Origin of the sequence: Micromonospora sp. NPDC049359, assembly GCF_044466585.1 — a bacterium.
Lineage (GTDB): Bacteria > Actinomycetota > Actinomycetes > Mycobacteriales > Micromonosporaceae > Micromonospora.
Window position 1 is genome coordinate 76,789 of record NZ_JBITMW010000017.1, and the last position, 25,892, is coordinate 102,680.

Annotated in this window: 23 protein-coding genes; 8 read left to right on the forward strand and 15 right to left on the reverse strand. The window is 68.5% G+C overall.

Features of this window, described 5'->3' with window-relative positions:
- Nucleotides 1-23 precede the first annotated feature (23 nt).
- A complete protein-coding gene (locus tag ACIBTX_RS30300; protein WP_357175579.1) occupies nt 24-560 on the reverse strand; it encodes a TetR/AcrR family transcriptional regulator in 537 nt (178 codons plus the stop codon).
- A gap of 72 nt (nt 561-632) precedes the next feature.
- On the opposite strand from ACIBTX_RS30300, the gene ACIBTX_RS30305 reads away from it, so the two are divergent.
- Complete coding sequence (locus ACIBTX_RS30305; RefSeq protein ID WP_357175582.1) at nt 633-1,679, forward strand: aldo/keto reductase; 1,047 nt, start codon at nt 633-635, stop codon at nt 1,677-1,679.
- A 41-nt stretch (nt 1,680-1,720) separates the two neighbouring features.
- Here the strand turns inward: ACIBTX_RS30305 and ACIBTX_RS30310 are convergent, their stop codons facing one another.
- Complete coding sequence (locus ACIBTX_RS30310) at nt 1,721-2,623, reverse strand: hypothetical protein (protein ID WP_357175585.1); 903 nt, start codon at nt 2,621-2,623, stop codon at nt 1,721-1,723.
- Nucleotides 2,620-3,021, reverse strand: a complete 402-nt coding sequence (locus ACIBTX_RS30315; protein WP_357121904.1) for a hypothetical protein — start codon at nt 3,019-3,021, stop codon at nt 2,620-2,622. Before ACIBTX_RS30315 ends, ACIBTX_RS30310 begins: the two co-directional genes overlap by 4 nt.
- Nucleotides 3,022-3,094: 73 nt before the next feature.
- Here ACIBTX_RS30315 and ACIBTX_RS30320 point away from each other — a divergent pair, with 73 nt between their 5' ends.
- A complete protein-coding gene (locus ACIBTX_RS30320; protein WP_357175587.1) occupies nt 3,095-5,893 on the forward strand; it encodes a CHAT domain-containing protein in 2,799 nt (932 codons plus the stop codon).
- A gap of 12 nt (nt 5,894-5,905) precedes the next feature.
- Here the strand turns inward: ACIBTX_RS30320 and ACIBTX_RS30325 are convergent, their stop codons facing one another.
- From ACIBTX_RS30325 to ACIBTX_RS30335, 3 genes are all read right to left on the reverse strand, one after another.
- Entirely contained in the window at nt 5,906-7,018 is a 1,113-nt protein-coding gene (locus ACIBTX_RS30325; RefSeq protein WP_357175590.1) for a tetratricopeptide repeat protein, read from the reverse strand.
- Nucleotides 7,019-7,106: 88 nt separating this feature from the next.
- Complete coding sequence (locus tag ACIBTX_RS30330) at nt 7,107-7,694, reverse strand: dihydrofolate reductase family protein (protein WP_396833318.1); 588 nt, start codon at nt 7,692-7,694, stop codon at nt 7,107-7,109.
- Between the two features lie 27 nt (nt 7,695-7,721).
- On the reverse strand, nt 7,722-8,240 hold the full coding sequence (locus ACIBTX_RS30335; protein WP_357121892.1) for a pyridoxamine 5'-phosphate oxidase family protein: 519 nt from the start codon (nt 8,238-8,240) through the stop codon (nt 7,722-7,724).
- Nucleotides 8,241-8,315: 75 nt separating this feature from the next.
- Between ACIBTX_RS30335 and ACIBTX_RS30340 the strand changes: the two genes are divergently transcribed.
- From ACIBTX_RS30340 to ACIBTX_RS30355, 4 genes are all read left to right on the forward strand, one after another.
- Nucleotides 8,316-8,966 carry a winged helix-turn-helix transcriptional regulator gene (locus tag ACIBTX_RS30340; protein ID WP_357121889.1) on the forward strand — a complete coding sequence of 217 codons (651 nt, stop codon included), beginning with the start codon at nt 8,316-8,318 and terminating at the stop codon, nt 8,964-8,966.
- A 187-nt stretch (nt 8,967-9,153) separates the two neighbouring features.
- Nucleotides 9,154-9,375, forward strand: a complete 222-nt coding sequence (locus tag ACIBTX_RS30345; protein ID WP_357121886.1) for a hypothetical protein — start codon at nt 9,154-9,156, stop codon at nt 9,373-9,375.
- Nucleotides 9,376-9,382: 7 nt separating this feature from the next.
- Entirely contained in the window at nt 9,383-9,940 is a 558-nt protein-coding gene (locus tag ACIBTX_RS30350) for a DUF6879 family protein (RefSeq protein ID WP_357121883.1), read from the forward strand.
- A complete protein-coding gene (locus tag ACIBTX_RS30355; RefSeq protein ID WP_396833319.1) occupies nt 9,937-12,015 on the forward strand; it encodes an ATP-binding protein in 2,079 nt (692 codons plus the stop codon). Before ACIBTX_RS30350 ends, ACIBTX_RS30355 begins: the two co-directional genes overlap by 4 nt.
- A gap of 43 nt (nt 12,016-12,058) precedes the next feature.
- Here ACIBTX_RS30355 and ACIBTX_RS30360 read toward each other — a convergent pair whose 3' ends face one another.
- The 3 genes from ACIBTX_RS30360 to ACIBTX_RS30370 form a co-directional block, all read right to left on the reverse strand.
- Entirely contained in the window at nt 12,059-12,526 is a 468-nt protein-coding gene (locus ACIBTX_RS30360; RefSeq protein WP_357175603.1) for a DUF3592 domain-containing protein, read from the reverse strand.
- Nucleotides 12,527-12,758: 232 nt separating this feature from the next.
- Nucleotides 12,759-13,907, reverse strand: coding sequence for a helix-turn-helix domain-containing protein (locus tag ACIBTX_RS30365; protein ID WP_396833321.1), 1,149 nt, complete (start codon nt 13,905-13,907; stop codon nt 12,759-12,761).
- Nucleotides 13,894-14,055: a hypothetical protein gene (locus tag ACIBTX_RS30370; protein WP_396833322.1), complete on the reverse strand. Its 162-nt coding sequence runs from the start codon at nt 14,053-14,055 to the stop codon at nt 13,894-13,896. The genes ACIBTX_RS30365 and ACIBTX_RS30370 overlap by 14 nt, the downstream gene beginning before the upstream one ends.
- 627 nt (nt 14,056-14,682) lie before the next feature.
- Between ACIBTX_RS30370 and ACIBTX_RS30375 the strand changes: the two genes are divergently transcribed.
- On the forward strand, nt 14,683-15,933 hold the full coding sequence (locus ACIBTX_RS30375) for a helix-turn-helix domain-containing protein (protein ID WP_396833323.1): 1,251 nt from the start codon (nt 14,683-14,685) through the stop codon (nt 15,931-15,933).
- Here ACIBTX_RS30375 and cutA read toward each other — a convergent pair.
- Nucleotides 15,854-16,183: a divalent-cation tolerance protein CutA gene (gene cutA / locus ACIBTX_RS30380; RefSeq protein WP_396833324.1), complete on the reverse strand. Its 330-nt coding sequence runs from the start codon at nt 16,181-16,183 to the stop codon at nt 15,854-15,856. The genes ACIBTX_RS30375 and cutA overlap by 80 nt on opposite strands.
- A 181-nt stretch (nt 16,184-16,364) precedes the next feature.
- On the opposite strand from cutA, the gene ACIBTX_RS30385 reads away from it, so the two are divergent.
- Complete coding sequence (locus ACIBTX_RS30385) at nt 16,365-16,508, forward strand: hypothetical protein (RefSeq protein WP_396833325.1); 144 nt, start codon at nt 16,365-16,367, stop codon at nt 16,506-16,508.
- Between the two features lie 99 nt (nt 16,509-16,607).
- Here ACIBTX_RS30385 and ACIBTX_RS30390 read toward each other — a convergent pair whose 3' ends face one another.
- The 5 genes from ACIBTX_RS30390 to glgX form a co-directional block, all read right to left on the reverse strand.
- On the reverse strand, nt 16,608-17,927 hold the full coding sequence (locus tag ACIBTX_RS30390) for a hypothetical protein (protein ID WP_396833326.1): 1,320 nt from the start codon (nt 17,925-17,927) through the stop codon (nt 16,608-16,610).
- Nucleotides 17,914-19,101: an ATP-binding protein gene (locus ACIBTX_RS30395; RefSeq protein WP_396833327.1), complete on the reverse strand. Its 1,188-nt coding sequence runs from the start codon at nt 19,099-19,101 to the stop codon at nt 17,914-17,916. The genes ACIBTX_RS30390 and ACIBTX_RS30395 overlap by 14 nt, the downstream gene beginning before the upstream one ends.
- A gap of 338 nt (nt 19,102-19,439) precedes the next feature.
- On the reverse strand, nt 19,440-21,164 hold the full coding sequence (treZ, locus tag ACIBTX_RS30400; protein WP_396833328.1) for a malto-oligosyltrehalose trehalohydrolase: 1,725 nt from the start codon (nt 21,162-21,164) through the stop codon (nt 19,440-19,442).
- Complete coding sequence (treY, locus tag ACIBTX_RS30405; RefSeq protein WP_396833329.1) at nt 21,161-23,467, reverse strand: malto-oligosyltrehalose synthase; 2,307 nt, start codon at nt 23,465-23,467, stop codon at nt 21,161-21,163. Before treY ends, treZ begins: the two co-directional genes overlap by 4 nt.
- Before the next feature lies 1 nt (nt 23,468).
- A complete protein-coding gene (gene glgX / locus ACIBTX_RS30410; protein ID WP_396833330.1) occupies nt 23,469-25,586 on the reverse strand; it encodes a glycogen debranching protein GlgX in 2,118 nt (705 codons plus the stop codon).
- Nucleotides 25,587-25,892: the final 306 nt, after the last annotated feature.

Consider the following 25,892-nt stretch of genomic DNA (forward strand, 5'->3'; position numbering starts at 1 on the left):
GGGCCGGCAGCGATCGGGCCCGCCTAGTCGTTGATGATCGCCATCAACGCCGCGGCATAGGGCGCGGGGTCCACGTCGCCGCGGACCGCCAGTTGCAGGCTATAACTGACGCAGAGGGCCACGAAGGCTTCGGCGATTTGTCCCGCCCGTGGGCGCTGGCGGTCCGGCACCAGCTCGGCGATCGCGGCCCGCATGGCCGAGAGCTGTCGTTGCACAACGGCCGCCAGCAGCGGCGACACCGCCGCCTCGGCGTAGATCTGGGCAACCAGCCGGGCGTGGTGGGTGTCCCGTGCCTGGGTACGCACGTACTCGAGGAAACCCCCCACCGCCTCGGCGGTGAGCGCCCTCGGCAGCGCGTCGGTCCCCTGTTCGCAGACCGCGACGACGATCTCGTCCTTGCTCGTGAAGTACCGGTAGATGGCTCCGTTCGAGAGCCCGGACTCGGCGACAATGTCGGCCATCGACGTGTGGGCGAAGCCGTGGCTGGCGAACCGGGCGCGGGCGGCGTCCACGATCTGCTGGCGGCGAGAGTCGAGATGGGCTTGACTGACCCTGGGCATAAAGAGTGACCCCTCGTTTTTCTTGCTACTGTCGAGAGCGTACCTCCTCGCACCGCAACTCAGGAGCCCACCATGCGCTACCAGACCTTCGGCCGTCTGACCGGACTGCGCGTGTCGCAGTACGCGCTCGGGACGGCGAACTTCAGCACCTCGGACGCCGGCGCCGGCCCGGAGGCCTCGCGACAGATCTTCGGGGCCTTCGTCGAGGCCGGCGGCACCACGTTCGACACCTCCAACCTCTACCGGGACGGGGAGGCCGAGACCGTGCTGGGCGGGCTGCTCGGGCGTCAACGGGACGACTTCGTGATCATCACCAAGTACAGCGGGAGCAGGCAGGCCCCGCCGCGCCCCGGCACGACCGGCAACAGTCGCAAGATCATGGTTCGGTCTCTCGACGCGAGTCTGCGCCGTCTGAACACCGACTACGTCGACATCTTCATGCCGCACTTCCCCGACGGTGTCACGCCGATCGAGGAGATCCTGGCCGGGTTCGACGACCTGATCCGCTCCGGCAAGATCCTGCACGGCGCGCTGTCCAACTTCCCCGCCTGGCGGGTCGCCGGTGCCGCGGTCCACACCGACCTGCGCGGCCTGGCACCCCTGGTCGGCATACAGACCGAATACAGCCTGGCCGAGCGATCCGCCGACCGGGAGCTGCTGCCGATGGCGCAGGCCCACGGCCTGGGCGCGATCCTCTACTCCCCGCTGGCCGGCGGCCTGCTGACCGGCAAGTACCGGCAGGGCGCACCGGGCCGGCTGACCGCCCGGGGCGACGCGGTCGAGGGCACGGCGCAGCGCACCGCTGTCGTCGACGCCGTACTCGCGATCGCCGAGGAACTCGGTGTGAGCGCGGCCCAGGTCTCCCTGGCCTGGCTGCGTCGCCGGGCGGCACTGGCCTCCACGGCCATGATCCCGATCGTCGGCCCGCGCACCCCGACCCAGTTGGAGGAATACCTGAAGTCTCTCGACCTCGACCTCAGCGACCAGCACTACCGGCGTCTGGACGACGTCAGCGCCATCCGGCCCGGCGCCCCGCACGAGGATGTCGCGGCCGCGCTGGATCAGGGCGTCGACGGCGACCGCACCCTGCTCGACCGTCCTGTCGTTCCCGCCATCTGATGCCGGAAGTTCGTCGCGGCGAACTGCACGTGACCCGGAATTCACCGGTCCTTGCGCAGCAGGAGGGTCACCGCCTCGCCGTCGGCCGTGCCGAAGGCGCCGTCGGTGGGGTGGCCCAGCGCGGCGCCGAGGGTGCGTACGTGCAGGTCGACCACCGCCTCCACCAGGTCGGCCAGCACGGACACCGCACCCCGGCCCCGTCGCCAGCCCACCACGCACAGACCGAGGCCGACGACCGCCGCGGGCCACCACAGCAGGCCGAGCGCCAGGTACAGCAGCCCCCAGCCCACCCGTCGGGCGGCGGCGGCGAAGTCGGCCTGCGCGAGGGCGAGCGGCCCCCGGGTCTCCTCGGGCAGCAGCAACCACAGCCGGGGCCACGCGGCGGCCAGGTCCAGGCCGTAGCCGGCCCGCACCCGTACCGCCGTGGCCTGCATCCGGTCACCGATCCAGGTCGGCCGGTCCGGCTCGGTCAACGCGATCCGGTCGCAGGCGCGGGCGAGCGCCTGGGTGTCCGGCAGCGGTCCGGCGGCGTCGGCGGGCGACCGCAACCGGCGTGCCTTGTCCCGCAGGGCGTTCTCGTACCGGTCCATGGCGGCGTTCCACCGGCGTCGCCGCCGGCGGGTCACGGCATCGCCGACCCGACCCCAGTCCTGCGTCCACAGGGCCACGACCAGGCGTTCCAGACTCTGGGCGGCCATCGCGGCGACGACACCGCCCAGCACGACACCGAGCACGATCAGCAGCGCGGATCCGGTGCTGCGCGTGGGTGACCCGAGGGCGAGCCGGTCCACCTCCCGCCGCAGCAGCGCCAGGTCCCACCAGTGGGCGTGGCCGAGCCGCAGCGCCACGGCGGCCATCGCCACGAACACCACACCGGGCAGCGCCAGTGCGGCGAGCCACCGCTCCGCCAGCTTGCCGCCGAGCGAGGCGATGAGCGCGTTCACCGGTCCATCCGGAACGCCGGCAGCGGGCAGTCCCACACGGCGCAGCGCGGTGGCGGGCCGCCGTCCGGCCGAGGTATCTCGACCCGGTCGCACAGGTCGGCGGGGCACACCTGGACCACCTCCGGGCGGCGGCCGCGGATGCCGGCCAGCGGCAGGTAGCGGTCTCCCCGGACGGTCGTGTCGCCACCGACCAGCCCGGCGAGGCGCATCAACTCGGTCACCTCGGCCAGCACCGCGTCCACGCCCTGGTCGGACAGCGAGCGGTCACGCAGCCGCGTCAGCGCGCGGGTCGGCTCCGGGCCGAGCAGGTCGCCCACCTGCGCGATGTCCGCGCAGATCCGGGCCAGCCGGGTCGCCCGGTCGTCGTCGAGTCGCCTGTCCGGAACCGATTGACTCATCGGCTGATTATCCCCTGTCGATGTGGCGTCCGGCTGGCAGGCTGGGGAGCGACCGCGAGGGGAAGGTGTGCCGGTGAGTCGCTACGCGAGGGACACCGTCGACCACTGGCGTCGGGTGGCGGCCGGGCAGCGGCGCGGCGAACGGCGTTGGACCGAGGCCCAGGTGGAGCTGGGGGCCGCGCTGCTCGACCGGTACGAGGCGGACCGCGCACGGGAGGGCCTGATCGAGGCCACCGTCGTGCTGGAGGCCGCGATCCGCACGATGGCCGACTCCTTCCTGGCCGAGGAGTTGGGTACGACGCACGGTGTCCGCGCGCTGACCACGTACACCGATGTGCTGCTGGCCAGGGCCCGGATCGAGAGTGCGCCGCAACTCCTGGACATCGCCGAGCAGTATCTGCAGTTCGCCGAGGACGCCTCGGCCGACCTCGGCAACAGCGCGGTGCTGATGCTCAAGAAGTGCCAGGTCTATCGGGTCCGGCACGACTTCGACGGCTCGGTCGACACGCTCTACCGGCTCACTTCCATCGCCAACATGGCCGAAAACTGGATCAGCGCGGAGCACCTGCCCGCGTTGCGGGGCATCCACGCGGAGGCGCTGGTGCGCGCCTACCAGCTCACCGGGGTGGAGGACTACGTCGACGAGGCGTTGGAGCTGCTGTCCTCGGTGGACGCCGTCGGGCCCCACCAGGACCAGATCGTCGTGCTGCGCGCCCGGTGCCTGCTGGCCCGGGCGTCCGGGACCACCCACACCGCCGACGTCGAACGGGCCGTCGCGGTGCTGCGGGAGCACACCCCGCAGGGCAACGATCCGCGTTTCCTGCTGGGGCAGACCTTGCTCACCCTGGTCGACCGCACCGGCCGCGCCGAGTTGCTGGGCCAGGCCTGGGAGGAGTTCGCCGCCGTGGTGAACACCGTCGGAGAGCGGCATCCGCACCATCGGACGGCGCTCGCCAGCCTCTCCACCGTCGGCATGAAGACGCACCAGTTGACGGGCGACGTCTCCGCCCTGGAAGTGGCGATCGGCCTGCTGCGCCGGGCGCTCGCGCTGTCCGTACGCGGCGAGGCCAACCACGCGTCGTACCTGGACCAGTTGGGCTACAGCCTGCGGTTGCTCTACGACGCCACCGGGGAGCCCGCCTACCTGGAGGAGTCGCTCGCCCTGCTGCGCGAGGCGCTGGACGCCCTGCCCGCGCGCGATCCGCAGCGGGTTGAGACCGGCTTGTCCATCGCCCAGGCGTTGCGGGCGACGTACCTGCGTACCGGCGAACCCGCCCTGCTGACCGAGGCCGCGGAGCGGGCGCTCGCCGCCGGCCGCATCGAGTCCGGCGCCGTGCCGGTCCGGATTCAGGCCTTCGACAAGGCGGCCTACACGCTGACCGCGCTGGATCGGTGGCGGGAGGCGGCGGACGCCTTCGACGAGGCCATCACGCTGCTGCCCCGGCTGGCGTCGCGCGGGCGTACCCGGCACGACCAGTACGCCGACCTCGGCTCGACGGCCGGGCTGGCGGCGACCGCCGCCTCCTGCGCGATCGGCGCGGGGCAGCCGGAGCGGGCCTTGGAGCTGTTGGAGCGTGGGCGGGGTCTGCTGCTGCACCAACGGTTGACGGCGGACGGCGAGTGGGCGGCGCTCCAACGCGCCGACGGGCGTCTGGCGGCCGACTTCCAGCGGATGCGCCGCGACTTCGAAGCGCCGGCTCCCGAATCGTCCCGGCCCACCACCTTTGGTCGGGACCGGGAGACCGAGTGGAACGTGCTGCTGACGACGATCCGGGAGCTGCCCGGCCTGGGTGACTTCCTGCGCCCGCCCAGCGCACGGCAACTGCTCGACCAGGTCGACGGGACCGTGATCGTGCCGATCGCGAGCGAGTTGCGGTGCGACGCGCTCATCCTGCGGGAGCACCGCGTGACGGTGCTGCCCCTGCCGGATCTGTCGCTGAGCGACGCGGTGACGCAGTTGCGGCTGCTCCAGGAGGCCACCACCACGGCGTCCGATCCGTCGGTGGACGCGCGGAGCCGTCTGCGCGCCCAGTCGGTGCTCGGCGGCGTACTCAATTGGTTGTGGTCTGCCCTGGTCGAGCCGGTGCTGGACGCGATCGGCGCGCCCGGGGCGGTCGGCGAGCTGCCGCGCGTCTGGTGGTGCCCGGTCGGCCCGCTGGCGTTCTTTCCCCTGCACGCCGCGCAGGCCGACGCCGGCCGGTCCGCCCTCGACCGGGTGGTCTCCTCCTACACCCCGACGGTGACCGCGCTCGCCCGGCGACGCACCGCGCAGCGGCAGTCCCGCCGCGACGCCCGGTCCTGCGTCGTGGCGATGCGCGCCACCCCCGGCGGTCTGGGCGCGCTGCCCAGCGCCGAACGCGAGGCCGCGTCGGCGGCGCGGGCGCTACCCGGGGCGTGGCTCGGAATGGACGCGCGGGCCACCCGGGAGGAGATCCTGGACCGGCTGGCCGACTCGGCGTACGCGCACTTCGCATGCCACGCCGTGGCCGATCCGCACGACCCGGCGCAGGGCCGGCTGATCGTGCACGACCACCAGGACAGCCCGCTCACCGTGGCCGACGTGTCCCGGCTCGACCTGGAGGCGGAGTTCGCCTTCCTGTCGGCCTGCGCGACCGCCCAGGCCCCGCCGACCCTTGTCGACGAGGCGCTGCACATCACCGGCGCCTTCCAACTCGCCGGGTTCCGGCACGTCATCGGCACCCTGTGGGAGGTCGACGACGCGATCTCCCTCGCCCTGACCACCGCCTTCTACGCGCACGGCGACGCGACCTCATCGGCCGCATACGCGCTGCACTCGGCCGTACGCGGGCTGCGGGACCGCTATCCGCTCGCGCCGACGCTGTGGGCGGCGCACATCCACACCGGCGGCTGACCCCCGTTGGGATCAGCGGGTACGCCGGACCAGCGCGCGGGCCCTTTCCGTGTCGGGATGGGTCGGGCCGTGTACGCGTTCGCACCCGGCCAGCGCGGCCCGCGCCGCGCTGCCGGCCCGCCGGTCACCCGCCTCGATGAGCAGTTGGGCGAAGAGCATCCGCATCTCCAGGGTTCCGGGATGATCGACGCCCCGGCCCCGCTCACTGTCCGGCAGCGTGTCGGCCAGCAACCGGATCGCCTCAGCCGGCCGCCCCGCCCCGGCGAGCGCCCTGGCGAGGGAGTGCCGGGCGTGCAGCGAGACACCGTCGGTGGTGCTGAGCGCGCGCCCCGCGTCGTCGGCGAGCGCCTGGGCCGGGTCGACCGCCTCGGCCGCCCGGCCGGAGTCGAGCAGGACGACAAGCAGGTTGCTGCGCGCCTGCAGCGTCACCGGGCTGGTGGGCCCCAACGTCCTGGTCATCCGCCGGACCACGTCCCGCAGGGCCCGCTCGGCCGGCTGGCTGTCGCCCCGCAGGTGTTGAAGGCCGGCCAGTTTCATCTGGCAGGCCAGGGTGTCCGCGTCGTCCCGGCCCAGCGTCCGCGCCATACCGTCGGCGACCCGCCGCAGCAGCGGCTCGGCCTCGTCCATCCGACGCAACTCGATCAGCAACCAGCCGAGGTTGTTGCCGCTGCGCAACGTCTCGGCGTCGTCGTCGCCCAGCACCCGGCGGCGTGCCTCGTAGACGTCCCGTTGCACCAGTTCCGCCTCGGCGTGCGAACCGCGCTGCCAGAGCGCGAAGGCCAGGCTGTGCTTGGTGCGCAGGGTGTCGGGATGCTCCGCCCCCTGCGCCGAACTGCGCAACCCGACGACCTCCTGGTACACGGTCACGGCGTTGTCGACGTCCCTGGTACGCATCAGCTCCTGCGCGTAGCGGTGTCCCGCGTCCAACGTCCGCGGGTCGGCCCCGCCGTACTGCTCGTGGAAGGCGTGGTACTGCAGGCCGAAGGCGGTCGGACCACCGATGGTCTGCGTCACCGGGGGACGACCGCCGCCGCTGACGGTGATCTCGATGACCGGGCCGGTCGGCTCCGGTTCACGCGGTGGCTCGTCGTCACGCTTACGGCTGCGGTTGAACCATCTGCCCACTGCGCGCACCTCCAGCGGTGTCGACGACCTCACGGCCCGTCACAGGGAGCAGACTATCGATCCTGGCTGATTCCGTCGCCGCAGGTTCTCAACGGGTGAGGCCGACGAGCGGCGTCGGTCGGTACGTCATCAGGACGACCCCGGAGGCGAAGGGTTCGGCGGACACCAGCTCCAGTCGTACGGGCGGCTGACCGCTGTCGAACAGCGCCTTGCCCTGGCGGAGGAAGACGGGGTGCACGAGGAGATGGATCTCGTCGATCAGCCGGAGATCGGCAAGGGACCGGATCACGCTGAGGCTGCCGTAGACCACGATGTCCCCGCCGGACCCGCGCTTGAGCTCGGCGATCTCGTCGGGGTCGATGCGGGCCAGTCTCCGGGTGTTGTGCCAGGTCGCGGTGTTGCCGGAGGCGGAGACGACGATCTTTTCCAGCGCGTCGACGCGCTGGGCATATCCTCGGACCTCGTCCGGTTCGTCGGGGTTCTGCGCGGCCAGCGGCCAGTAGCTGGCGAAGTCGGCGTGGGTGACCCGGCCCAGCAGCAGGCTGCCGGCGTTGTCCACCAGGCTCCGCTCGTACCGCTGAAGTTGCTCGCCGAACAGCAGCCAGTCCATCTCGTCGTCCGGACCGGCGACGAACCCGTCGAGCGTGGTCCACATCGACACGACTATCTTGCGCATACCCTCGTCCTTTGTGCTGGTTCGGGCTCAGTGACCGCCGCTGAGCGCGGCTCGGACGGGTTCGGGTGTCCGGCTCGGGAACCGCTGCTGGAAATCGACGAGTCCGACCCAGGTGGGGCGCAGGCCGATCCGGACCATCCGCAGGCCCGGCTTGTCGATCGCCTCCAGGTAGGCGGCGCCCACCTCGTCGCCCATCCCGGCGCGCTGGATGGTGGCGTACTCGGGTAGGACGCCGTCGACCTCCGTCAGGGTGACCTGCCCGCGCAGCATGAGCACCTCCGGAAGCCCGTCCGCCGTGTCGATACAGACGGCCACGTCCGGCCTGGCGCGCAGGTCACGGATCTTGTAGGTGCCGGCGAACGCGCCGACGACCAGCTCGTCACCGGTCCAGAGAAAGTTCACCGGGATCAGCCGGGGCGTCAGGTCCCGGCTGGTGTAGGCGAGGCGTGCCACGGGCGCGCCGAGCAGGCGTTGCGCCAGGGCGGTGTCCAGCAGCTTCAGATCACCTTGCGGCAGGTTTGCCGCCTCGGCGTTGGGCAGGCTCATGAGAGTCAACGTAGAGGGTCAACTCCTACAGAACAAGTGCAACTCCTAAATTAGGATCGAGGTAGGCTGACGGTCATGAGCGGCGTGCGTAGCTATGGGGATCCGTGCGGTGTCGCGCGTGGACTGGACGTCATCGGGGAGCGGTGGGCGCTGCTGGTGGTCCGCGACCTCCTGCTCGGCCCCCGGCGTTTCAACGACCTGCTCGGCGGACTGCCCGGCGTGAGCCCCAACGTGCTGAGCCAGCGGCTGCGCCAACTGACCGAGCAGGGCGTCGTGCAACGGCGGGACCTCGGGCCGCCGACGCGGGTCCACCTCTACGAGCTCACCGAGTGGGGCCGCGCCCTGGAGCCCATCCTCCTGCAGTTCGGGCGCTGGGGAAGCCAGTCACCGCAGATGCCCGAGGGCGCTCTGGGCGTCGACTCCCTGCTACTCAGCGTCAAGGCGTCCTTCGATCCGGCGCGAGCCCCGGAACTCGCCGGCATCTACGCGTTCCACATCGACGCCGACCCGATCCTCGCCGAGGTCGCCGAGGACGCGGTGCAGATCCGTCGCGGCACGGCGCCCGACCCCGACGCGACGCTCACCACCGACATCGACACCCTCCGGGCCGTCTGCGGCTTTGAGATCACCCTCTCGGCGGCAGTGGAGTCGGGCGCGTTGCGCCTCACCGGCGACGAGGACGCCCAGCGGCGCCTCACCGACCTTCTGCTGACCCCGTTCACGTGATGAGGCCGACAAGCATCGCCAGTCGCGCCACGCCGGCCGGCGCCGGCTGCGCGCGGGCGACATCGGCGATGAGAGTACGCATCAACGGGCCAGACGCACGGTATCGGCTTGTTGGGCAACTACGCTGCGCACTACTCTCCTGACCGACAGCACTTGTCAGCCGTCCGCTTCTCTGATGGAGGTCACCATGAAGCTGACCAAGCTCTACAAGGATCCCGGCTCGGGTGGGAACGGGTGCCCTACCGTCTACCTCGGAGAGAGCGGGGAGCTTGTCGTTCAGGGGAACCTCATCGACGAGGACACCGTCGGCCAGCTGGAGAACGTTCTTCCTGGTGAAGGCGCGGTGCGGATTCCCGCCCAGGTTCTGCTCGGTGCCATTGAGCGCTACCGCCAGTCCGAGCAGCGGTGATCGAGCGTTGACCCGGTCGTTCACGTCCCTCGATGACGACGAGTTCAACCAGCTGTTCCGCGACTTCCGATACACGGCCTACCGGCTGGAGACGCTTCAGCAATACGACGTGTCGTACGAGCAGGACGAGTTCGCGCGGTTCCTGGCGGGTGAGACCCGCGGCGAGTTTCCGGGGATCGCGGCTTGGTGCGACACCGTGCGGGCGGCGGTGTCGGCGGGCAAGCGCATGCACCGGGTCCATGTCATCACCGAGCCGCTGTCGGATTACGTGCGGTTCGAGTGCGGCTGGGCCTACGAGCACACCGTCGAGGCAGGCGAGGACGTCCGCCTCATCGTGGTCTCCGACGACGACTGGCCGGCCGCGTTACCGCACTACGACTACTGGTTGTTCGACTCAACGCGGCTGGTGGCCATGTACTACGACGAGGAGGGGCGCTTCGTCTCCGGCGAGTTGGTCAGCGAGGCAGATCAGATCGTGCAGGCCAATCTGTGGCGTGATGCGGCCGTCGCGGCATCGGTCCCCTATAGGAAGGTCACAGACCAGCGACAGATCAAGGTCCCATGACTGATCGCTCGCCGACGGGGTGGCAGCGTGCGGGCCTCCAGCCGCCGCGTCAACTTCCCCGCAACGCGACCGGCTTCGTCAACCGCGAGCAGACCCTCACCCGCCTGGACGCGGCATTGCCGAGCGATGAAAACCACTCGGTTGCGGGCCTCCCGATGACCGTGGCTGCCATCGCGGGCGCCCCCGGCGTTGGCAAGACAGCGCTGGCCGTCCATTGGGCTCACCGAGCACGCAGCTGGTTCACCGACGGCGATCTCTACGTCGACATGCGCGGCTACGGCCCTGGTCCAGCCCTCGATGTCGGCCAGGCATTGGACACGTTGCTCCGCGCTCTGCACGTACCGGCGGAGCAAATCCCCACGGACACTGACGGACGTGCTGCCCTGTTCAGGTCCGTCCTGAGCGGCAAGCGCGTCCTGATCGTGGTGGACAATGTGTCCACCGTCGGTCAAGTCCGGCCGCTACTCCCGGCCACACCGACCTGCATGGCGATCGTCACCAGCCGCAGCCGACTTTCCGGCCTCGTGGCACGGGAAGGAGCGTCACGGATGACTTTGGACGTTCTGTCTCCTGACGAGGCAATCGCGCTGCTCAGCGACAGCATCGGCGGGGACCGCGTCGGCGCGGAGCCGCACGCCGCCACTGAACTTGCTCGCCGCTGCGCCTACCTCCCCCTCGCTCTGCGGATCATCGGGGAGCGCATCGCCAACTCTCCCCATGTCACCCTCGCGGAGTTCGTGGCAAATCTCGCCCTGACCGAGCATCAACTTGACGCCCTCGCGGTCGACGATGACGAGCTTTCCGACGTACGGGCGGTGTTCTCGTGGTCCTACCAGACGCTGCCCACCGACACGGCACGGTTCTTTCGACTACTCGGCCTTCACGCCGGCTCCGACATCTCGGGCGCGGCAGCGGCGGCCCTCGCTGGCGTGAGTCTGCCCCGAGCCCGCAGTCTGCTCGACCAGCTCACGGCAGCGCACCTGGTGCAGAACCCCGCCCGCGACCGATACCTGTTCCACGATCTTCTCCGCGCCTACGCGCTCGAACGAGCGCAGGCCGAGGAGGCGCCCGAGCAGCAGCGCCAATCACGCCGCCGTGTCTACTCCTGGTATCTCTTGATGGCCGAAGAGGGCCGCAAGGTCATTCTGCCGTACTCGCATGCCGTGGACTTGGCCCCAGCCGAACCAGGCGTCGCCCTCGCCGCTCCACGCACGGTGGCCGAGGCGATGGCATGGTTCGAACGTGAGCGGCTGAACCTTCTGGACACCGTCCGGCAGGCCGACGATCTGGGAGAACTCGACATCGCCTGGCAACTGCCGGTGGTCAGCGACGGTTTCTTCGAACTGAGGTCGTACTGGGCCGACTGGCGCGATATCCACCTCATCGGCCTGCGTGCGGCACGCTCGGCCGGATCGCGTCTCGGCGAAGCCGCCAACCTCCGCTGCCTCGGCGACGCCTACTGGCGCACAGGCGAGCGCTCCACCGCGCTCGACTGCTATCACCAAGGCGTCGCCGCGAGCCGTGAGGTCGGCGACCACTGGGTGGAAGGATTTTGCCTTCGCGGCCTGGGCCTCATCCACGAGGAGCTTGGGCAGACCGACGAAGCCATGGAACTCTACCGGCAAGCGCGAGAGGTCTTCCGCCGCCACGACGTCACCCGAGGTGAGGGCATGTCGTTGCTCAGCCTCGGCAACGGGCACCGCGCACGAGGACACTTCGACACGGCCATCGCCCATTACCAGGAAGCAGTCGCCATCCTCGGCAGCATCAACGATGACTGGAGCGTCGCCTGGGCCTCCTATCCCCTCGGCCTGGCGTATCAGCAGCTCGGCCGACTCGACGAGGCCCTGGAACGGCACACGCACGCCCTGGATCTGTTCCGCAGGTTCGACGACCGACGCTGCGAAGGACTCACGCTGGCAGCGCTTGGCGACACCCATCACGCCGCAGGCCAGCACGAAGACGCGCAACGCTGTTGGCAGCAGGCACTACAGATCCTCGATCCCCTGGCAGATCCCCATGCTGGTGTCGTTCGCAGCTCTCTCGCGCAGATCGGCAGCGACCAGAGCACCTAACCACGCTCGAGTGCCGTCGTAGCGCCGGCAGGCGTCGCGTCAACTACGCGGGGGCTGCCGCATGCCGTCGCCGACGCCGTTTGCGAAGCTCATGGGTGACGCCCCAGAGCCCGACGAACACGAGCGCTATCCCGCCGAGCGCGACCAGATACTCCGCCCCGTCTCGGGACACCCACAGCCGGCCCCGCTCCGGGGCATCCGGTGAGTAGAGGACCGTGACGGAGTCACCGTCGCGGTTGGGGGAGCCGCTGCGGGTGACCAACTCCCAGCGGAGCACCTGCCGTCCATCGGGGACGGCGTACTGAAATTCGTAGTACGTGCCATGGCGACTCGCGCGTGGTGGCGTCTCAGATGAGCTGATCACCGTGGCGCTGGTGTAGACCTCCCCCGGCCACCCTCGATGATCCCAAACGATCGTGACGCCGAGACCGGTCACCAGGATTCCGCACATGATTGCCGTCAGCGCGGCCCGCAGCGCCGAGACACCAGTGGGATTGCGGTACTCAGCCATGGCCGAGAGGTTATCCGCGCCACGCAAGGGGTTGCGGGGTGGGCACGATCCCCAGTCCACCGGCTGGCTGATCGTCGGCGTGGCGCAGCGCCCGAGGCAACTCCCGATTGAGGCTGATGACTCTGAGGCATCAAAATGCCACTGAGTCATCAACCTCATCGGAGTACCCGCCCCCACGCCCTGGTGCGACGAACCCGCCGACCAGTCCGAACAGCTCGGTGGGCGTACCGATTCATCGGGTGAGGCCGACCAGCGTCGCCAGTCGCGCCACGCCGGCCGGCGCCGGCCGCGCCCGCGCACAATCGGCGATGAGGGTACGCGCCAGAGGCCGCCCCCGAACCTCGGCCGGCGCGACACTGTCCGCGTCGACAAGCGCCCGCGCCGCCCCGCGCAGGTCCCCGGCGTGCACGTACACCCGCGCGGCGTCGAGCAGGTACGCGCCCCGATACTCGGCCGGCAACCACCGCCAGCCCTCCCGCCGCACCACGATCGAGTGCCGCCGTAGCGCCTCCACCGAGTTGTCCCGCGCGGCGGCCAGAAGCACCCGCACCAGCTCGACGGCGACCGGGCCGAAGCTGGTGCGGTGCTGATCGTCGTACCCCCGAAGGTTTGTGGCGACGCCCGCGGCCCGGTCGGTCAGCGCGGCGGCGTGCCGGTGCTCGCCGCAGCCGGCGGCGGCGAGGGCGGCCTGGAGCAGCAGCGTCCCGCCGACGGCCCACTCCCCCGCCGACCGCTGCGGCCGGACGCGGTTCGCGGCGGCGAGCGTCGCGGCCAGTGCCAGGCGGTCACGGCCCGACGCGCGCAGCGCCTGCCCGACCGACACGCCCGCCGTCGCCGCGAGGACCGCGTCGTCACCGGCGGCACCCATCGCCCGGTCGGCGGCCAACCAGGCAAGATCGGCCTCGCCGAGTTTGACCAGCAGCGACGAGGTGATCCGGTACGCCGACACCAGCAGCTCCGCCGACCGCGCGCCCTGGGCGTCGTCGAGCAGACCCGGCAGCACCCGCAGCAACTCCCCGTAGTGCGCATGCTGATAGGTCAACCAGGCGTGCCCGACCTGCCTTCCTGCCTCTTCCGGCGTCTGCTCGGTGGCTTCCGGGGTGTCGTAGCGGGCGAGCGCGGCCCGGATGTCGTCCACCCCGTCCGGCGTGCCCGCCGGAGTGCTGGGCGGCTGGCCGAGCAGCGCCTCCGGTTCGACGCGCAGGACGTGGGCCACCTCCTGAATGACCGAGTACCGGTCCAGGGGGCGGACACCTCGCTCGATCTTGTCGACCCAGCTCTTCGATCTGCGCAGCCGGTCGGCCAGCACCTGCTGGGTCATCTGCCGCCGTACCCGCCAGCTCGCCACCCGTCGCCCGATCGGGACGTCATCCCCTGTCACGCCGCCACCGCCGGTCCGGGACCGCGCGGGTCGTGTCCTCCACGGGTACGCGCTCCGCCTCGGCCTGCGCGAGAATGCGCTGCTTGGCCGCCTCCCGCTCGGCAGCTTCAGCCTGTTCACCCCGGCTCGTCGACTCGTCGCCTCGCACGCCCACCTCCATCGACCAGTGGGCACAGCCTCAGCCATCCAACGCCGTCACCCACCGTCATCGTCGATGCGGGATTCGGTGCCGTACCAGGCGAAACGCGTCCGTTACGGGGTAGCGGACAGGCGAAGGTGGTGGACCGTCTAGCGGTGTCTACTCCGCTACTGGCTGGCGCTGCTGTTGACAGCAACGGGCCGGGACGACGACGGCCGGCAACCGCCGGACACGGACCGCCGCCCGAAGTTGCAGAGGCAGACCGACCCTGCCGCACCGCGCGCCCGACTTTCAAGCGAGAGGTCCGGACCTCGCCGCTACAGCACCGAAGCCCAAGATCATGTCTTTTTCAGGCCGGCGGAGGGGAGTTCGCAGTGCCCGACGCTGACCATCAATGACGGGCGTAACAGCGGCTCAGAAGGCCGAGTCGCCCGCTTCGGTCGACTACGCCCCCACGTCCGATCAATATGGCGCCAAGTAATGACCTCAGGTATACGGGTGCTTCCGCCCGTCCGCGGACGACAATGCCGATAGTTCAGACGTGACGGCGACAGTCGGCAGCGTTAGCGTGACGGATGGCAATCCTTGACCCGCAGGGGTTGGAGAGCTGCCACCAGCCGACCTGGGGTGATCGCGATGACTGAAGTGTCGTTCTCGGAGCGCATGCGCCAGCTTCGCGGCCAGCGTGGTCTGTCACTGCGTGAGCTTGCGAAGCAGACCTACTACGGCAAGTCCTACCTGCACGAGCTGGAGACCGGCGCGAAGCCACCCACCGCTCATGTCGCCCGACACGTCGACGACGCTCTTCACGCCGGTGGCGAGCTGTCCGCACTGGCCGCAACGCGTCAGGGCATCCGCCGTCGTGATTTCGTCGCCGCCGCCGGCGTTACTGCCGCGCTCCCACAAACCCTGCTCGCCCACGGTCGACATGTCGGGAGTGGCACGCCTGCGCAGCTGGCTGAGCGCACGGCGAGATTACGCCGGCTCGACAACTATCTCGGTGGCGCTGACACCCGTCAGATCTACGCGGCCGAAGTGGAGACGACAACGCGACTGATCCAGAACGGCGTGTACGCAGAGCGCACGGGCCGCCGACTGCTGGCGGTCCTCGCCGAGCAAGCGCAGTTGGCCGGTTGGGCGGCGTTCGACGCGGGTGACCATCCCGACGCGGATGGCAAGTTCCGAATCAGCCTTGCCGCCGCACGGGAGGCCGACGACAACGCGCTAATGGCGAACGGGATGGCATTCCTTGCGTACCAGCAACTCGCCACCGGGCATCGGGGTGCGGACGTGGCCGGCGCGGCCTGCGAGACCGCCGGCACCACGGCGACACCACGGGTACGGACGTTGCTGCACCTACGGGCCGCCTGGGCATCCGCTGTCGCCGGCGATGCGCCGACCGCCGACCGCCATCTCGGAACCGGTACGACCCTTCTTGCCGAGCACGACAACCGGCCCGAGCCGGACTGGGTGTACTGGGTGGACGGCACAGAAGGCGAGATCATGACCGGCCGCTGCCAGACCGTGCTCCACCGGCCGCTTCGCGCAATTCCGGTGTTGGAGCGCGCCTTGGCGACCTTCTGCGACACGCAGGCCCGCGACAAGGCGCTCTACCTGTCCTGGCTTGCTGATGCCTACCTGGACGCGAACGAGATCGAGCAGGCGTGCCAGGCTGCGACAAGCGCCGTCCGCCTTGCCTCCGGCGTCGGTTCCGTCCGGCCACAGCAGCGAATTGACGCATTCCTACGTCGCGTGGAGCCACACGCAGGGCTGCCCTGCGTCGCCGATCTTCGGGCCCTCGTTGCGGCTATGCCTCCGCGCCCTCGACGGAACGACTCAACCACTCCAGGTACTCCGTCGAACCCTGCACGATCGGAACCGCACTGATCTGCGGGTTGGTCCACGGATGCTCGTCCAGGACGAATCGCTCCAACTGTGGGTATCGCTCTGCCGTGGTGTAAAGCAGCACCTGCCACTCCTCGCCCGAGCCCTGTGCGCCGTGGTGCCAGAACACACTGGTGACGGGACCGATCACCTGTCCGCTCGCGGCGAGCCGGGCAGCGACTGCCCCCTTCGCGATCCGGACGCCGACCTCGCGTGTCTCGGTGGCCGTTGACACCTGGAGGTAGTCGCTCATCCGTTACACCCTAGCGGCATCGGGACACGACTCAGACCCTCCAGAAATGACAAACAGAACCATTGTCTGGTGTGGGCTGTTCGGAGACAGCCCGGCTGCGGACAAGCCCTGCCGGCCGATGCGCTGAGAGCCACCACCCGAGGGATCGTCTGGGACGCTCGTCGCCATTACTGTTCGCGCCGTGAATCTCGTGATCGATGAGAGCAGTCGCCAGGTACGCGAGTTCGTGTGCCAGTGCTGCGACACGCGGGCGGACCGGACCTGGGCCAACATCTACGAGGGTGACACCGCCTTCGCTGTGGCATCCTCGAAGACGAATGCCTAGATAGAGTGCCCGCACGGCTTCCGGTTCTGCGAGAAGAGCGCATGGGAGATGCTCTGGCAAGATTTTTGATAGCACAACTTCGCTGGACGGTCCCAACATTCACCAATAGATTGCTACAAACTCAACTTCCAGCTTACGCCCCAAATCCTTCACCCGATCAGGCGGCGGCAAACTTGACAGGCTATTTCGGCACTCGAGAGCAGAAACGATATTCGCAGTGGCCTCTTCGCGTAGACGTCGAACGACCTCACGGTCGGCGGTCGGGTCGATTGCGTTGGCTACGATGTCGAACGTGCGTCGTCGCACGTCCACGTCTTCTAGGTCAACTACAAGAATGCCTGCGGCCGTTGCGCTGGCGATCTTTGCAGGATCGAATTCGATATTCAGCTCGTCAGCCAAGCGCCTTCCGAAGGCAAAGAGGTGCTCGTTGAAGTCCAAAGAGTCTTGGCTCGGGGACGCGGGTTGGCTCAAGGCAGTTTCGAAACTATCGGGCAGTTCATCGATCAGGCTCCCGATGTCGACCGACATGCCTCGGAGCACATCCGCGAGCTTAACCGGGTTCCAGTCATCGGAGAGTGCCGGCGACTCAATGCGCATATATGCGGTGTAGATGGCGTCATTGAAAAGGATTCGCCGGAGGTCCTTTGAATAAGATCTAAAATCAGTTACGCCGACCACCTCCAGCGGCCGCAGGATTTGGGTGATCTCGCTCTGCGCGCCGAGTAGGTTGCGATCGACGATCCAATCGGAGCCATCGACTTCAACTACGCCAAATCTGGTACTGACTCCGCGAATGGGAACCAGGCCAATCAGAAGCCGATCGATGATCTCAACGATTGGCACGACCTGTTCGTATACGGTGTCATCGAAGCCAAAGAGCGATTCGCGACCCTTTACGATCTCCATAATCGAGGAGATTCCGCTCACGAGCCGGTAGGTCTTGTCTGCCCTGATTTCGAGTTCAAGCTCAAGGACCTCGCCACGCTTCATTTCATCGGCGCAGAGAAGGTAGCCATTCTTGCTTAACTTTCTTTTGGCCCGCTTCAGTTCCTGGATGTTTCTAATTTTCTGCGGCCGAAATTTGCGGATTCGCTTGCCATCTCTGGCGAGATGAATATCGTTCTCTCCGCCTGTGCGTAGATCCCGAAATGTGCTTTGAATGACAGAGCGGCGCACAACCTCTCTGGCGGATGTGTCTGTGCCGCGAACCCGCGACTCAGTACCTAGCTTTGCGCTTTTGAAGGACAAGCCCAATGTCGACTTTGACTCAACCTCGCTAGATTGAGTGAGGGTGTCCTTAACGGTTTCCGCAATGGATCCGTCTCGCGCAGCGACCAGACTGGTTACGCTGACCTCGTCAAGGTAAACAAACTCGCGTCGCTGCTTGCGCCACGCCCGGTCACGGCTACGGAAGATCACGGTCTCGCTCGCTTGTCTCGTGACGGGTGGAAATTCTTTGCACTCTTGGCAGCGCCTCGCGCACATCTTCGAGGCATAGCGCCTTTCGGCGGTCAAGCGCTGCGAGGATGGCAGCTTCAGTCCAAATTGCGGTTAGATCAGCCGCAGTCCAACCGTTGGTCAATCCGGCAATCTCATGCAAGTCTGGAGCCTCGGAGAATCTAAGACGTCTTGAGGACGCCTTAAGAATTGCAACCCTACTATCCGTGTCGGAGGGAGCAAACTCTAGCTTGTGCGCTAGCCGGCCAGGGCGCAACAGGGCGTCGTCTAGCGCGCTAGGGAGGTTTGTGGTGGCGATGACGATTACCTGATCGAATGACGTGAAGCCATCAAGCAATGACAGAAATTGCCCTACTAGCCGGTTCGTTGCCTCATGGTTGCCCGAGCCTCTACGTGTGTATAGACTGTCGACCTCGTCAAAGAAAAGGATAGCTGGACGGTTGCGACCGGCGTGTTCAAATATATCTCGGAGCCTTTTTTCGCTTTGGCCTACGAATTGATCGACAATGGCAGGGCCGCTAATGTTATAGAAAGCCGCCTTCGTGGCATTGGCAAGCGCTTTTGCCAAGAACGTTTTTCCGGTACCGGCTGGCCCCGTAAATAGCATCCCCTTGATCGGCTTAGCTCCAATCTCTTTGATCAAGTCTGCTGGGTCGAGTGCCACGCTTACGAGATCAACTGCCCGTTTGACTATCCGAGTTGACCCTCCGAAGTCATCAAGCGTGACCTCGTTATCCTCTGGGCGGACAATGAGACTTTCGATATCGAAGATGTCGCGATCCAGGACGCCAAGGCGATCAATTGGTTTATTAGACAGTACTCCCTGCGGGCGTCCGAGATGGTCGATCTCTACTGTCTGACCCTCAACCAAAGGCGAACTGTCCCGCTGTGCAAATGAACGAAGTTTCCCATCAACTTCAATGACGACTCGAGTGGGAGTAGTGTGCTTGATGGTGCCTACTTCAGTTCCTGTATCCCACAGTTCGCCGGTAACTTTTTCGGCGGGTTTTCCGTCTTCACAGAAGAGGACATCGCCAATTGTCCAGCCTTCGTCGTTAGTAGATGAAATGTACCCAGATAGTCCACCTAAGAAGTCAACCCAGATGCGCGACGACTCGGCGTCAATCTTGCGCACCTTTGCTATGCGACCTTCGGTTGCCATTGAGCCCCTGTAGCAGCTGTTCGGGAGTCCTTGCGAGGAGTGGACAGCTTAGCTGACGGGGATGATGTCTCGCCGCCCCACCGTTCGGCCGAGGGTGGTGTCGTACCCACGAACACCTCTTGTCGTCCTTTGGTAATGCGTCATCGGTCCAGCCACGCAGTCTCCGGCGAGCCTCGGCACCCGTACACCTGCTGTGTGCCGACGATGCGACGCGTGGTGGATGACGCGCAATGCCGAGATAGTTCCGCCCGGGCCGCACACTCCTCTGCAGCGATCCGCGTACATCCCCTTTACGCGATTCGCCATCGACGTCACAACGCCACAATCGCCGCAGTCTCCGCTGGCAACTCGATCCGGTCCCGCATCACCGTGACTCCCTCGCCGGTAGCCAGCAGCACCCGTCGAGCCACCCCAGGCAGCGACACCCCCTGCCCCCGCCCAGCGAAGTTGGCGACAACCAACGTGTCCCCCCGCCGCATCAGCAGAAACTGGTCCCCGTGCTGCACCGACACCGCGTGCATCCGAGGATCAGACAGGTCAGCCACCGACCGCCGCAACGCGATCAACCGCTGATAAAACGACAGCATCGAAGCATGCTCAGGCTTGTCCAGCTCGGCCCAGTCCAACCGGGACCGTACGAACGTCTCCGGGTCCTGCGGATCAGGCACGTCCCCTTCGGGCCACCCGTGCGACGCGAACTCCCGCCGCCGCCCGGTCCGCACCGCCGAAGCCAACTCCGGCTCAGGATGCGACGTGAAGAACTGCCACGGCGTGGAGGCAGCCCACTCCTCCCCCATGAACAGCATCGGCGTAAACGGTGCCGTCAGCAGCAGCATGGCCCCGACCCGTACGAGCGCGGACGACAGCGAGGCCGAGATCCGATCCCCGGTGGCCCGGTTGCCGATCTGGTCGTGGTTCTGCAAGTAGGCCACCAACCGGTGACCGGGGACGCGGGAGTCGAGAGGTCGCCCGTGGTGCCGGTTGCGGAAGCTCGACCAGGTGCCCGCGTGGAAGAAGCCGCCGGTGAGGACGTCCGACAGGGTCTCCAGAGAGCCGAAGTCGCCGTAGTAGCCCTGCCGCTCCCCCGTCAGCAGGGTGTGCAGCGCGTGGTGGGCGTCGTCGTTCCACTGGGCGTGCAGGCCGAACCCGCCCGCCTCGCGAGGGGTGATGAGCCGGGGGTCGTTCAGGTCGGATTCCGCGATCAGCGACAGCGGCCGGCCCAGGTGCGTCGACAACGACTCGACCTCGACGGCCAGCTCTTCGAGCAACGGGATCGCCCGGGTGTCCGGGAGCGCGTGCACGGCGTCGAGCCGCAGCCCGTCGACGTGGTAGTCGCGCAGCCACATGAGCACGCTATCGATGATGTAGCGGCGTACCTCGTCCGAGTGCGGGCCGTCCAGGTTGATCGAGCGGCCCCAACTGTTGCTCTGCTCGGCCAGGTAGGGGCCGAACCTCGGCGCGTAGGCCCCGGAGGGCCCGAAATGGTTGTAGACGACGTCGAGGATCACCCCCAAACCGCGAGAGTGGGCGGCGTCGACGAACCGTTTCAGGCCGTCCGGGCCGCCGTAGGGCTCGTGCGGGGCGTACCAGCAGACGCCGTCGTACCCCCAGTTGTGTTCGCCGTTGAAGGCGTTGACCGGGAGCAGTTCGACCAGGTCGACGCCGAGGTCGACCAGGTGGTCGAGGCGGTCGATGGCCGCGTCGAAGGTGCCCTCCGGGGTGAAGGTGCCGATGTGCAGCTCGTAGAGGACGCTGCCGGGCAGTTGGCGACCCGTCCAGGAGGAATCAGTCCACTGGAACGCAAGATGGTCGTAGCGGCGGCTCGGCCCGTGCACACCCGCAGGTTGCCACGGCGAGCGGGGGTCGGGCAGCGCGGTTTCGTCGTCGTTCAGCAGAAAGGAGTAGTCGAGGCCCGCGTCCGGCACCTCGACGGTCCACCAGCCGTCGGCGGCGGCGCGCATGTCGTGGTCGGTGTCGCCGGCCAGGCGTAGGCGCACCCGGCTGGCGTCCGGCGCCCAGACGGAGAATTTGGTCATGACGAGGCCTCCTCGGCAGCGGTGGGAGGAGCCAGCAGAGCAACGGGGTAGTCCGCGAGGAGATTGTCCAACGGGACCTCCCCGCCACTGTAGACCCGGCCGGTGAACAGGTCCTTCACCTCGTGAACAGGAAGCGACAGGGCTGTGTCACACCAGCCACCGGCCCGTGCCAGGCCGAGCGGCAGTCGGGTCGCCACGGCGATCACGCCACCCCGGTCGAAGGCCACCACGTGCCGGCCCACCGGGCCGTGCGCCGGCACCGGCCGGTAGGTGGTGAACAGCTCCGGGTGCGCCCGCCGCAGGCGCAGCGTCCGCGACACGACGAGCAGCTTCGCCGCTCCGTCGGTGTCGACCGGGGGACGCCAGCCGCCGTCGAGCCGTGCCAGCATCTCCCGGCGTACGTCGAAGTCGACCGGCCGCCGATTGTCCGGGTCGACCAGGGAGTTGTCCCACAGCTCGGTGCCCTGGTAGGTGTCCGGGACGCCGGGCATGGTGAGCTGGATCAGCTTCTGCCCGAGGGAGTTGCACCAGCCGGCCGGGGCGATCGCGGCGGCGAGTTCGGTCAGCTCGTCGTGCAGCGCCGGGTCGTCGTACATGCGGTCGATGACCGCGTGCATGGCCTGCTCGAAGCCCGCGTCGGGGTCCGCCCAACTGGTCGAGGCCGCGGCCTCCCGGGCGGCCTTCTCGGCGTACGCGTGCAGCCGCTCCCGCTCGATCGGCCACGCGCCGACGGCCGTCTGCCAGAGCAGGTGGGCGAACGCCGGGTCGGGCAGCGGCGCGTACTCCATCCAGGTCTTGACCTGCTCCGCCCACCGACCCGGCAGCTCGCTGAGCACGGCGAGGCGGGCGCGCACGTCCTCGCCGCGCTTCGTGTCGTGGGTGGAGAGGGTGGTCATGCTGGCGGGCCAGCGGACCTGCTGCGCGGCGGCGTAGCGGTGGAACTCGGCCGGCGGCACCCCGAAGTGGGCGGGGCTGCCGCCGACCTCGTTGAGCGCCACGAAGCGGGTCCACCGGTAGAAGGCGGTGTCCTCCACGCCCTTGGCCATCACCGCGCCGGTGAGCTGCGGGAAGCGCTTCGCCAGCTCGTCGTCGGGGTCGCGCAGCCGGCGGGTGATCGCGTCCAGGGCACCGGTCAGGTCGGGTCGGCGGCGGCCGGCCTCGGAGCGGGCGGCGGCGAGGTGCCGGGCGCCCTGCGGCGGATAGCCCCGGTAGACCGGGAACACCGCGGCCAACTCGGCGAGCGCCGCGCGGGCCTGCTCGGTCGGCACCTCGGGCGCGAGCGCGGCGAGCCGGGTCAGCTCGGCGGCGAGCAGGTTGGTGGCGGCGGCCAGCTTGGTGGCGTGGGTCAGGTCCTCCCACGAGGTGCGCTGCCCGGTCAGCCGGGTGTCCAGCACGGTGAAGTCGCCCTCGGCGTCGGTGTCGACGAAGAGGCCGTTCACGGCGGCGAGCGCGTCGTACCCGGTGGTGCCGTCCACCGGCCAGTCCGGCAGCTCCTCGCCGTACTCCAGGATCTTCTCCACCACGAGCCAGGCGTCCGGCGCGGCCTCGCGCAGCCGCGCGAGGTAGCCGGCGGGGTCGCGCAGGCCGTCCGGGTGGTCGACGCGGATGCCGTCGACCTCGCCGTCGGCGGCCCAGCGCAGGATCAGCTCGTGCACGGCCGCGAACACCGCCGGGTCCTCCACCCGCAGGCCCGCGAGGCCCGCGATGGCGAAGAACCGGCGGTACGTCAGCTCGGCGTCCCCGCGCCGCCAGGAGACCAACTCGTAGCGCTGCCGGTCGTGCACCTCCCGGGCGCTGCCGTCGCCCGTGCCGTCGGCGATCGGGAAGCGGTGCTCGTGGTAGCGCAGCTCCCCGTCGACGACCTTGAGGTCGTCCAGGGCGGCCGGGTCGTCGGCCAGGACCGGCAGCAGCAGCCGGCCCCGGTCCCAGTCGATGTCGAACCAGTCGGCGTACGACGAGTCGCGCCCCCGGCGCAGCACGTCCCACCAGGCCGGGTTGGCCGGCGGTACGGCGACCCCGGCGTGATTCGGCACGATGTCGACGACCAGGCCGAGCCGCTTGTCGCGCAGGGCGCGCACCAGCCGCTGCCGGGCGGCCTCCCCGCCCAGCTCCGGGTTGACGCTCCGGTGGTCGACGACGTCGTAGCCGTGCTGCGAGCCGGGCGTGGCGGCCAGCAGCGGGGCGGTGTAGAGGTGGCTGACGCCGAGGTCGTCCAGGTAGTCGACGATCGCGGCGGTGGCGTCCAGGTCGAAACCGGGGCGGACCTGGACGCGGTAGGTGGCCTTGGGAGGGGTGGCCGGCATGTCAGATCATCCTCTCCAACACGACGAGGGACCGGTCCGGCACCCGGATGGTGCCGCCCGCGCTGATCACCGTGGCGTCGCCCGGCTCCGGTTCGGCGGTGCTGATCACCCGTTCCCACTTCTGCCCGTACTCGCTGCCCGGCATGGTGAAGTCCAGCGGCGCGTCGTGGGCGTTGAAGCACAGCAGGAACGAGGCGTCGTGGTGTTTCTGGCCGTACTGGCCGCGCTCACGGATGCCCTCGCCGTTGACGAACAGCGCCACCGACCGGCCGAAGTCGTTGCCCCAGTCGTCGCCGGTCATCTCCCGCCCGTCCGGGGTGTGCCAGGCCAGGTCCGGCAGCGGCTCGTCGGTGCCACGCCCGCCCACCGGCAGGCCGGTGAAGAACCGGCGGCGGCGGAACACCTGGTGGCGCTTGCGGAAGTCGGTGAGCGTCCGGACGAAGTCCAGCAACTGCTCGTCGGCGTTGTCCCAGTCGACCCAGGCCAGCTCGCTGTCCTGGCAGTACACGTTGTTGTTGCCGTGCTGGGTACGCCCCAACTCGTCGCCGTGGCCGATCATCGGCACGCCCTGCGACAGCAGGATCGTGGCCAGGAAGTTGCGCCGCTGCTTGGCCCGCAGGGCGAGGACCCCCTCGTCGTCGGTGTCGCCCTCCACGCCACAGTTCCACGACCGGTTGTGGCTCTCGCCGTCCCGGTTGTCCTCGCCGTTGGCCTCGTTGTGCTTGTCGTTGTACGACACCAGGTCGGTGAGGGTGAACCCGTCGTGCACGGTCACGAAGTTGATGCTGTGGAACGGGCGGCGGCCGTCGTCCTGGTAGAGGTCGGCCGAGCCGGAGATGCGCGACGCGAACTCGGCAAGGGTCGCCGGCTCACCGCGCCAGAAGTCCCGCACGGTGTCCCGGTACTTGCCGTTCCACTCCGTCCACAGCGGCGGGAAGTTGCCCACCTGGTAGCCGCCGGGGCCGACGTCCCACGGCTCGGCGATCAACTTCACCTGGCTGACCACCGGGTCCTGCTGCACCACCTCGAAGAACGTCGACAGGCGGTCCACCTCGTAGAACTCGCGCGCCAGGGTGGCCGCCAGGTCGAAGCGGAACCCGTCGACGTGCATCTCGGTCACCCAGTACCGCAACGAATCCATGATCAGTTGCAGCGAGTGCGGGCTGCGCACGTTCAGGCTGTTGCCGGTGCCCGTGTAGTCGACGAAGTACCGGCGGTCCTCCTCGCTGAGCCGGTAGTAGCTCGGCGCGTCCACGCCCTTGAAGCTCAACGTCGGCCCGAGGTGGTTGCCCTCGGCGGTGTGGTTGTAGACCACGTCGAGGATGACCTCGATGCCCGCCGCGTGCAGCGCCTTGACCATGCCCCGGAACTCCTGCACCTGCTGCCCCAGGCGGCCCAGCGCCGAGTAGCCGTGGTGCGGGGCGAAGAAACCGATCGTGTTGTAACCCCAGTAGTTGCGCAGACCCAGGTCGTGCAGCCGGTGGTCGTGCACGAACTGGTGCACCGGCATCAGCTCGATCGCCGTCACCCCGAGCCGGGTCAGATACTCGATCATCGGCGGGGAGGCGATCCCCGCGTACGTGCCGCGCAGCTCCTCGGGGATGTCCGGGTGCCGCATGGTCAGCCCGCGCACGTGCGCCTCGTAGATCACCGAGTGGTGGTACGGCGTGCGCGGCGGCTTGTCGTTGCCCCAGTCGAAGTACGGGTTCACCACCACCGACTTCGGCATGAACGGCGCCGAGTCGGTCTCGTTCATCGTCTCCGGGTCGCCCAGCTCGTAGTCGTACACCGCCGGGTCCCACGTGACGTCACCGTCGATGGCCTTGGCGTACGGGTCGAGCAGCAGCTTGTGCGGGTTGCAGCGCAGCCCGTTCGCCGGCTCGTACGGCCCGTACACCCGGTAGCCGTAGCGCTGCCCCGGCTCGATGCCCGGCAGGTACGCGTGCCAGACGTACGCGTCGACCTCCCGCAACTCCACACGGCGCTCCGCGCCGGTGTCCCACTCGTCGAACAGGCACAGCTCGATCCGCTCGGCCACCTCGGAGAAGATGGCGAAGTTGGTGCCCATCCCGTCGTAGGTGGCGCCCAGGGGATACCGCTCGCCCGGCCAGACCTGCATGTCGCTCCCTCAAGCCATGGTGATGTGCGCGCCGGCTCAGCGGCCCGCGCGCAAGCGGGTAGTGCCCCCGCCCCGGGCGCGCCAATCCATCCTTTCAGGCGGTGACCGGAATCCACCTGTCTGATGCGCGCTACACCCTCAGGTGTCTTCCGTCACCATGGCCGATTTCGAGGTGCGAACCGGCGTCCGATGGCCTTTGCTTGTCGGGGGACACGCACCTGTGTGTGCCCGTCGGCCCTCGGCCACCCTTTTTCCACCCTCTCCGCCGCCACTGACGCCGGCGCGCCCCTCCATGCCTGGACGGAG

What these genes read in the sequence shown, in the direction of transcription:
- ACIBTX_RS30300 (WP_357175579.1), bottom strand. Translation starts at nt 560, where the DNA reads ATGCCCAGGGTCAGTCAAGCCCATCTCGACTCTCGCCGCCAGCAGATC.
- ACIBTX_RS30305 (WP_357175582.1), top strand. Translation starts at nt 633, where the DNA reads ATGCGCTACCAGACCTTCGGCCGTCTGACCGGACTGCGCGTGTCGCAG.
- ACIBTX_RS30315 (WP_357121904.1), bottom strand. Translation starts at nt 3,021, where the DNA reads ATGAGTCAATCGGTTCCGGACAGGCGACTCGACGACGACCGGGCGACC.
- ACIBTX_RS30330 (WP_396833318.1), bottom strand. Translation starts at nt 7,694, where the DNA reads ATGCGCAAGATAGTCGTGTCGATGTGGACCACGCTCGACGGGTTCGTC.
- ACIBTX_RS30335 (WP_357121892.1), bottom strand. Translation starts at nt 8,240, where the DNA reads ATGAGCCTGCCCAACGCCGAGGCGGCAAACCTGCCGCAAGGTGATCTG.
- ACIBTX_RS30340 (WP_357121889.1), top strand. Translation starts at nt 8,316, where the DNA reads ATGAGCGGCGTGCGTAGCTATGGGGATCCGTGCGGTGTCGCGCGTGGA.
- ACIBTX_RS30345 (WP_357121886.1), top strand. Translation starts at nt 9,154, where the DNA reads ATGAAGCTGACCAAGCTCTACAAGGATCCCGGCTCGGGTGGGAACGGG.
- ACIBTX_RS30355 (WP_396833319.1), top strand. Translation starts at nt 9,937, where the DNA reads ATGACTGATCGCTCGCCGACGGGGTGGCAGCGTGCGGGCCTCCAGCCG.
- ACIBTX_RS30360 (WP_357175603.1), bottom strand. Translation starts at nt 12,526, where the DNA reads ATGGCTGAGTACCGCAATCCCACTGGTGTCTCGGCGCTGCGGGCCGCG.
- ACIBTX_RS30375 (WP_396833323.1), top strand. Translation starts at nt 14,683, where the DNA reads ATGACTGAAGTGTCGTTCTCGGAGCGCATGCGCCAGCTTCGCGGCCAG.
- cutA (WP_396833324.1), bottom strand. Translation starts at nt 16,183, where the DNA reads ATGAGCGACTACCTCCAGGTGTCAACGGCCACCGAGACACGCGAGGTC.
- treZ (WP_396833328.1), bottom strand. Translation starts at nt 21,164, where the DNA reads ATGACCAAATTCTCCGTCTGGGCGCCGGACGCCAGCCGGGTGCGCCTA.
- treY (WP_396833329.1), bottom strand. Translation starts at nt 23,467, where the DNA reads ATGCCGGCCACCCCTCCCAAGGCCACCTACCGCGTCCAGGTCCGCCCC.
- glgX (WP_396833330.1), bottom strand. Translation starts at nt 25,586, where the DNA reads ATGCAGGTCTGGCCGGGCGAGCGGTATCCCCTGGGCGCCACCTACGAC.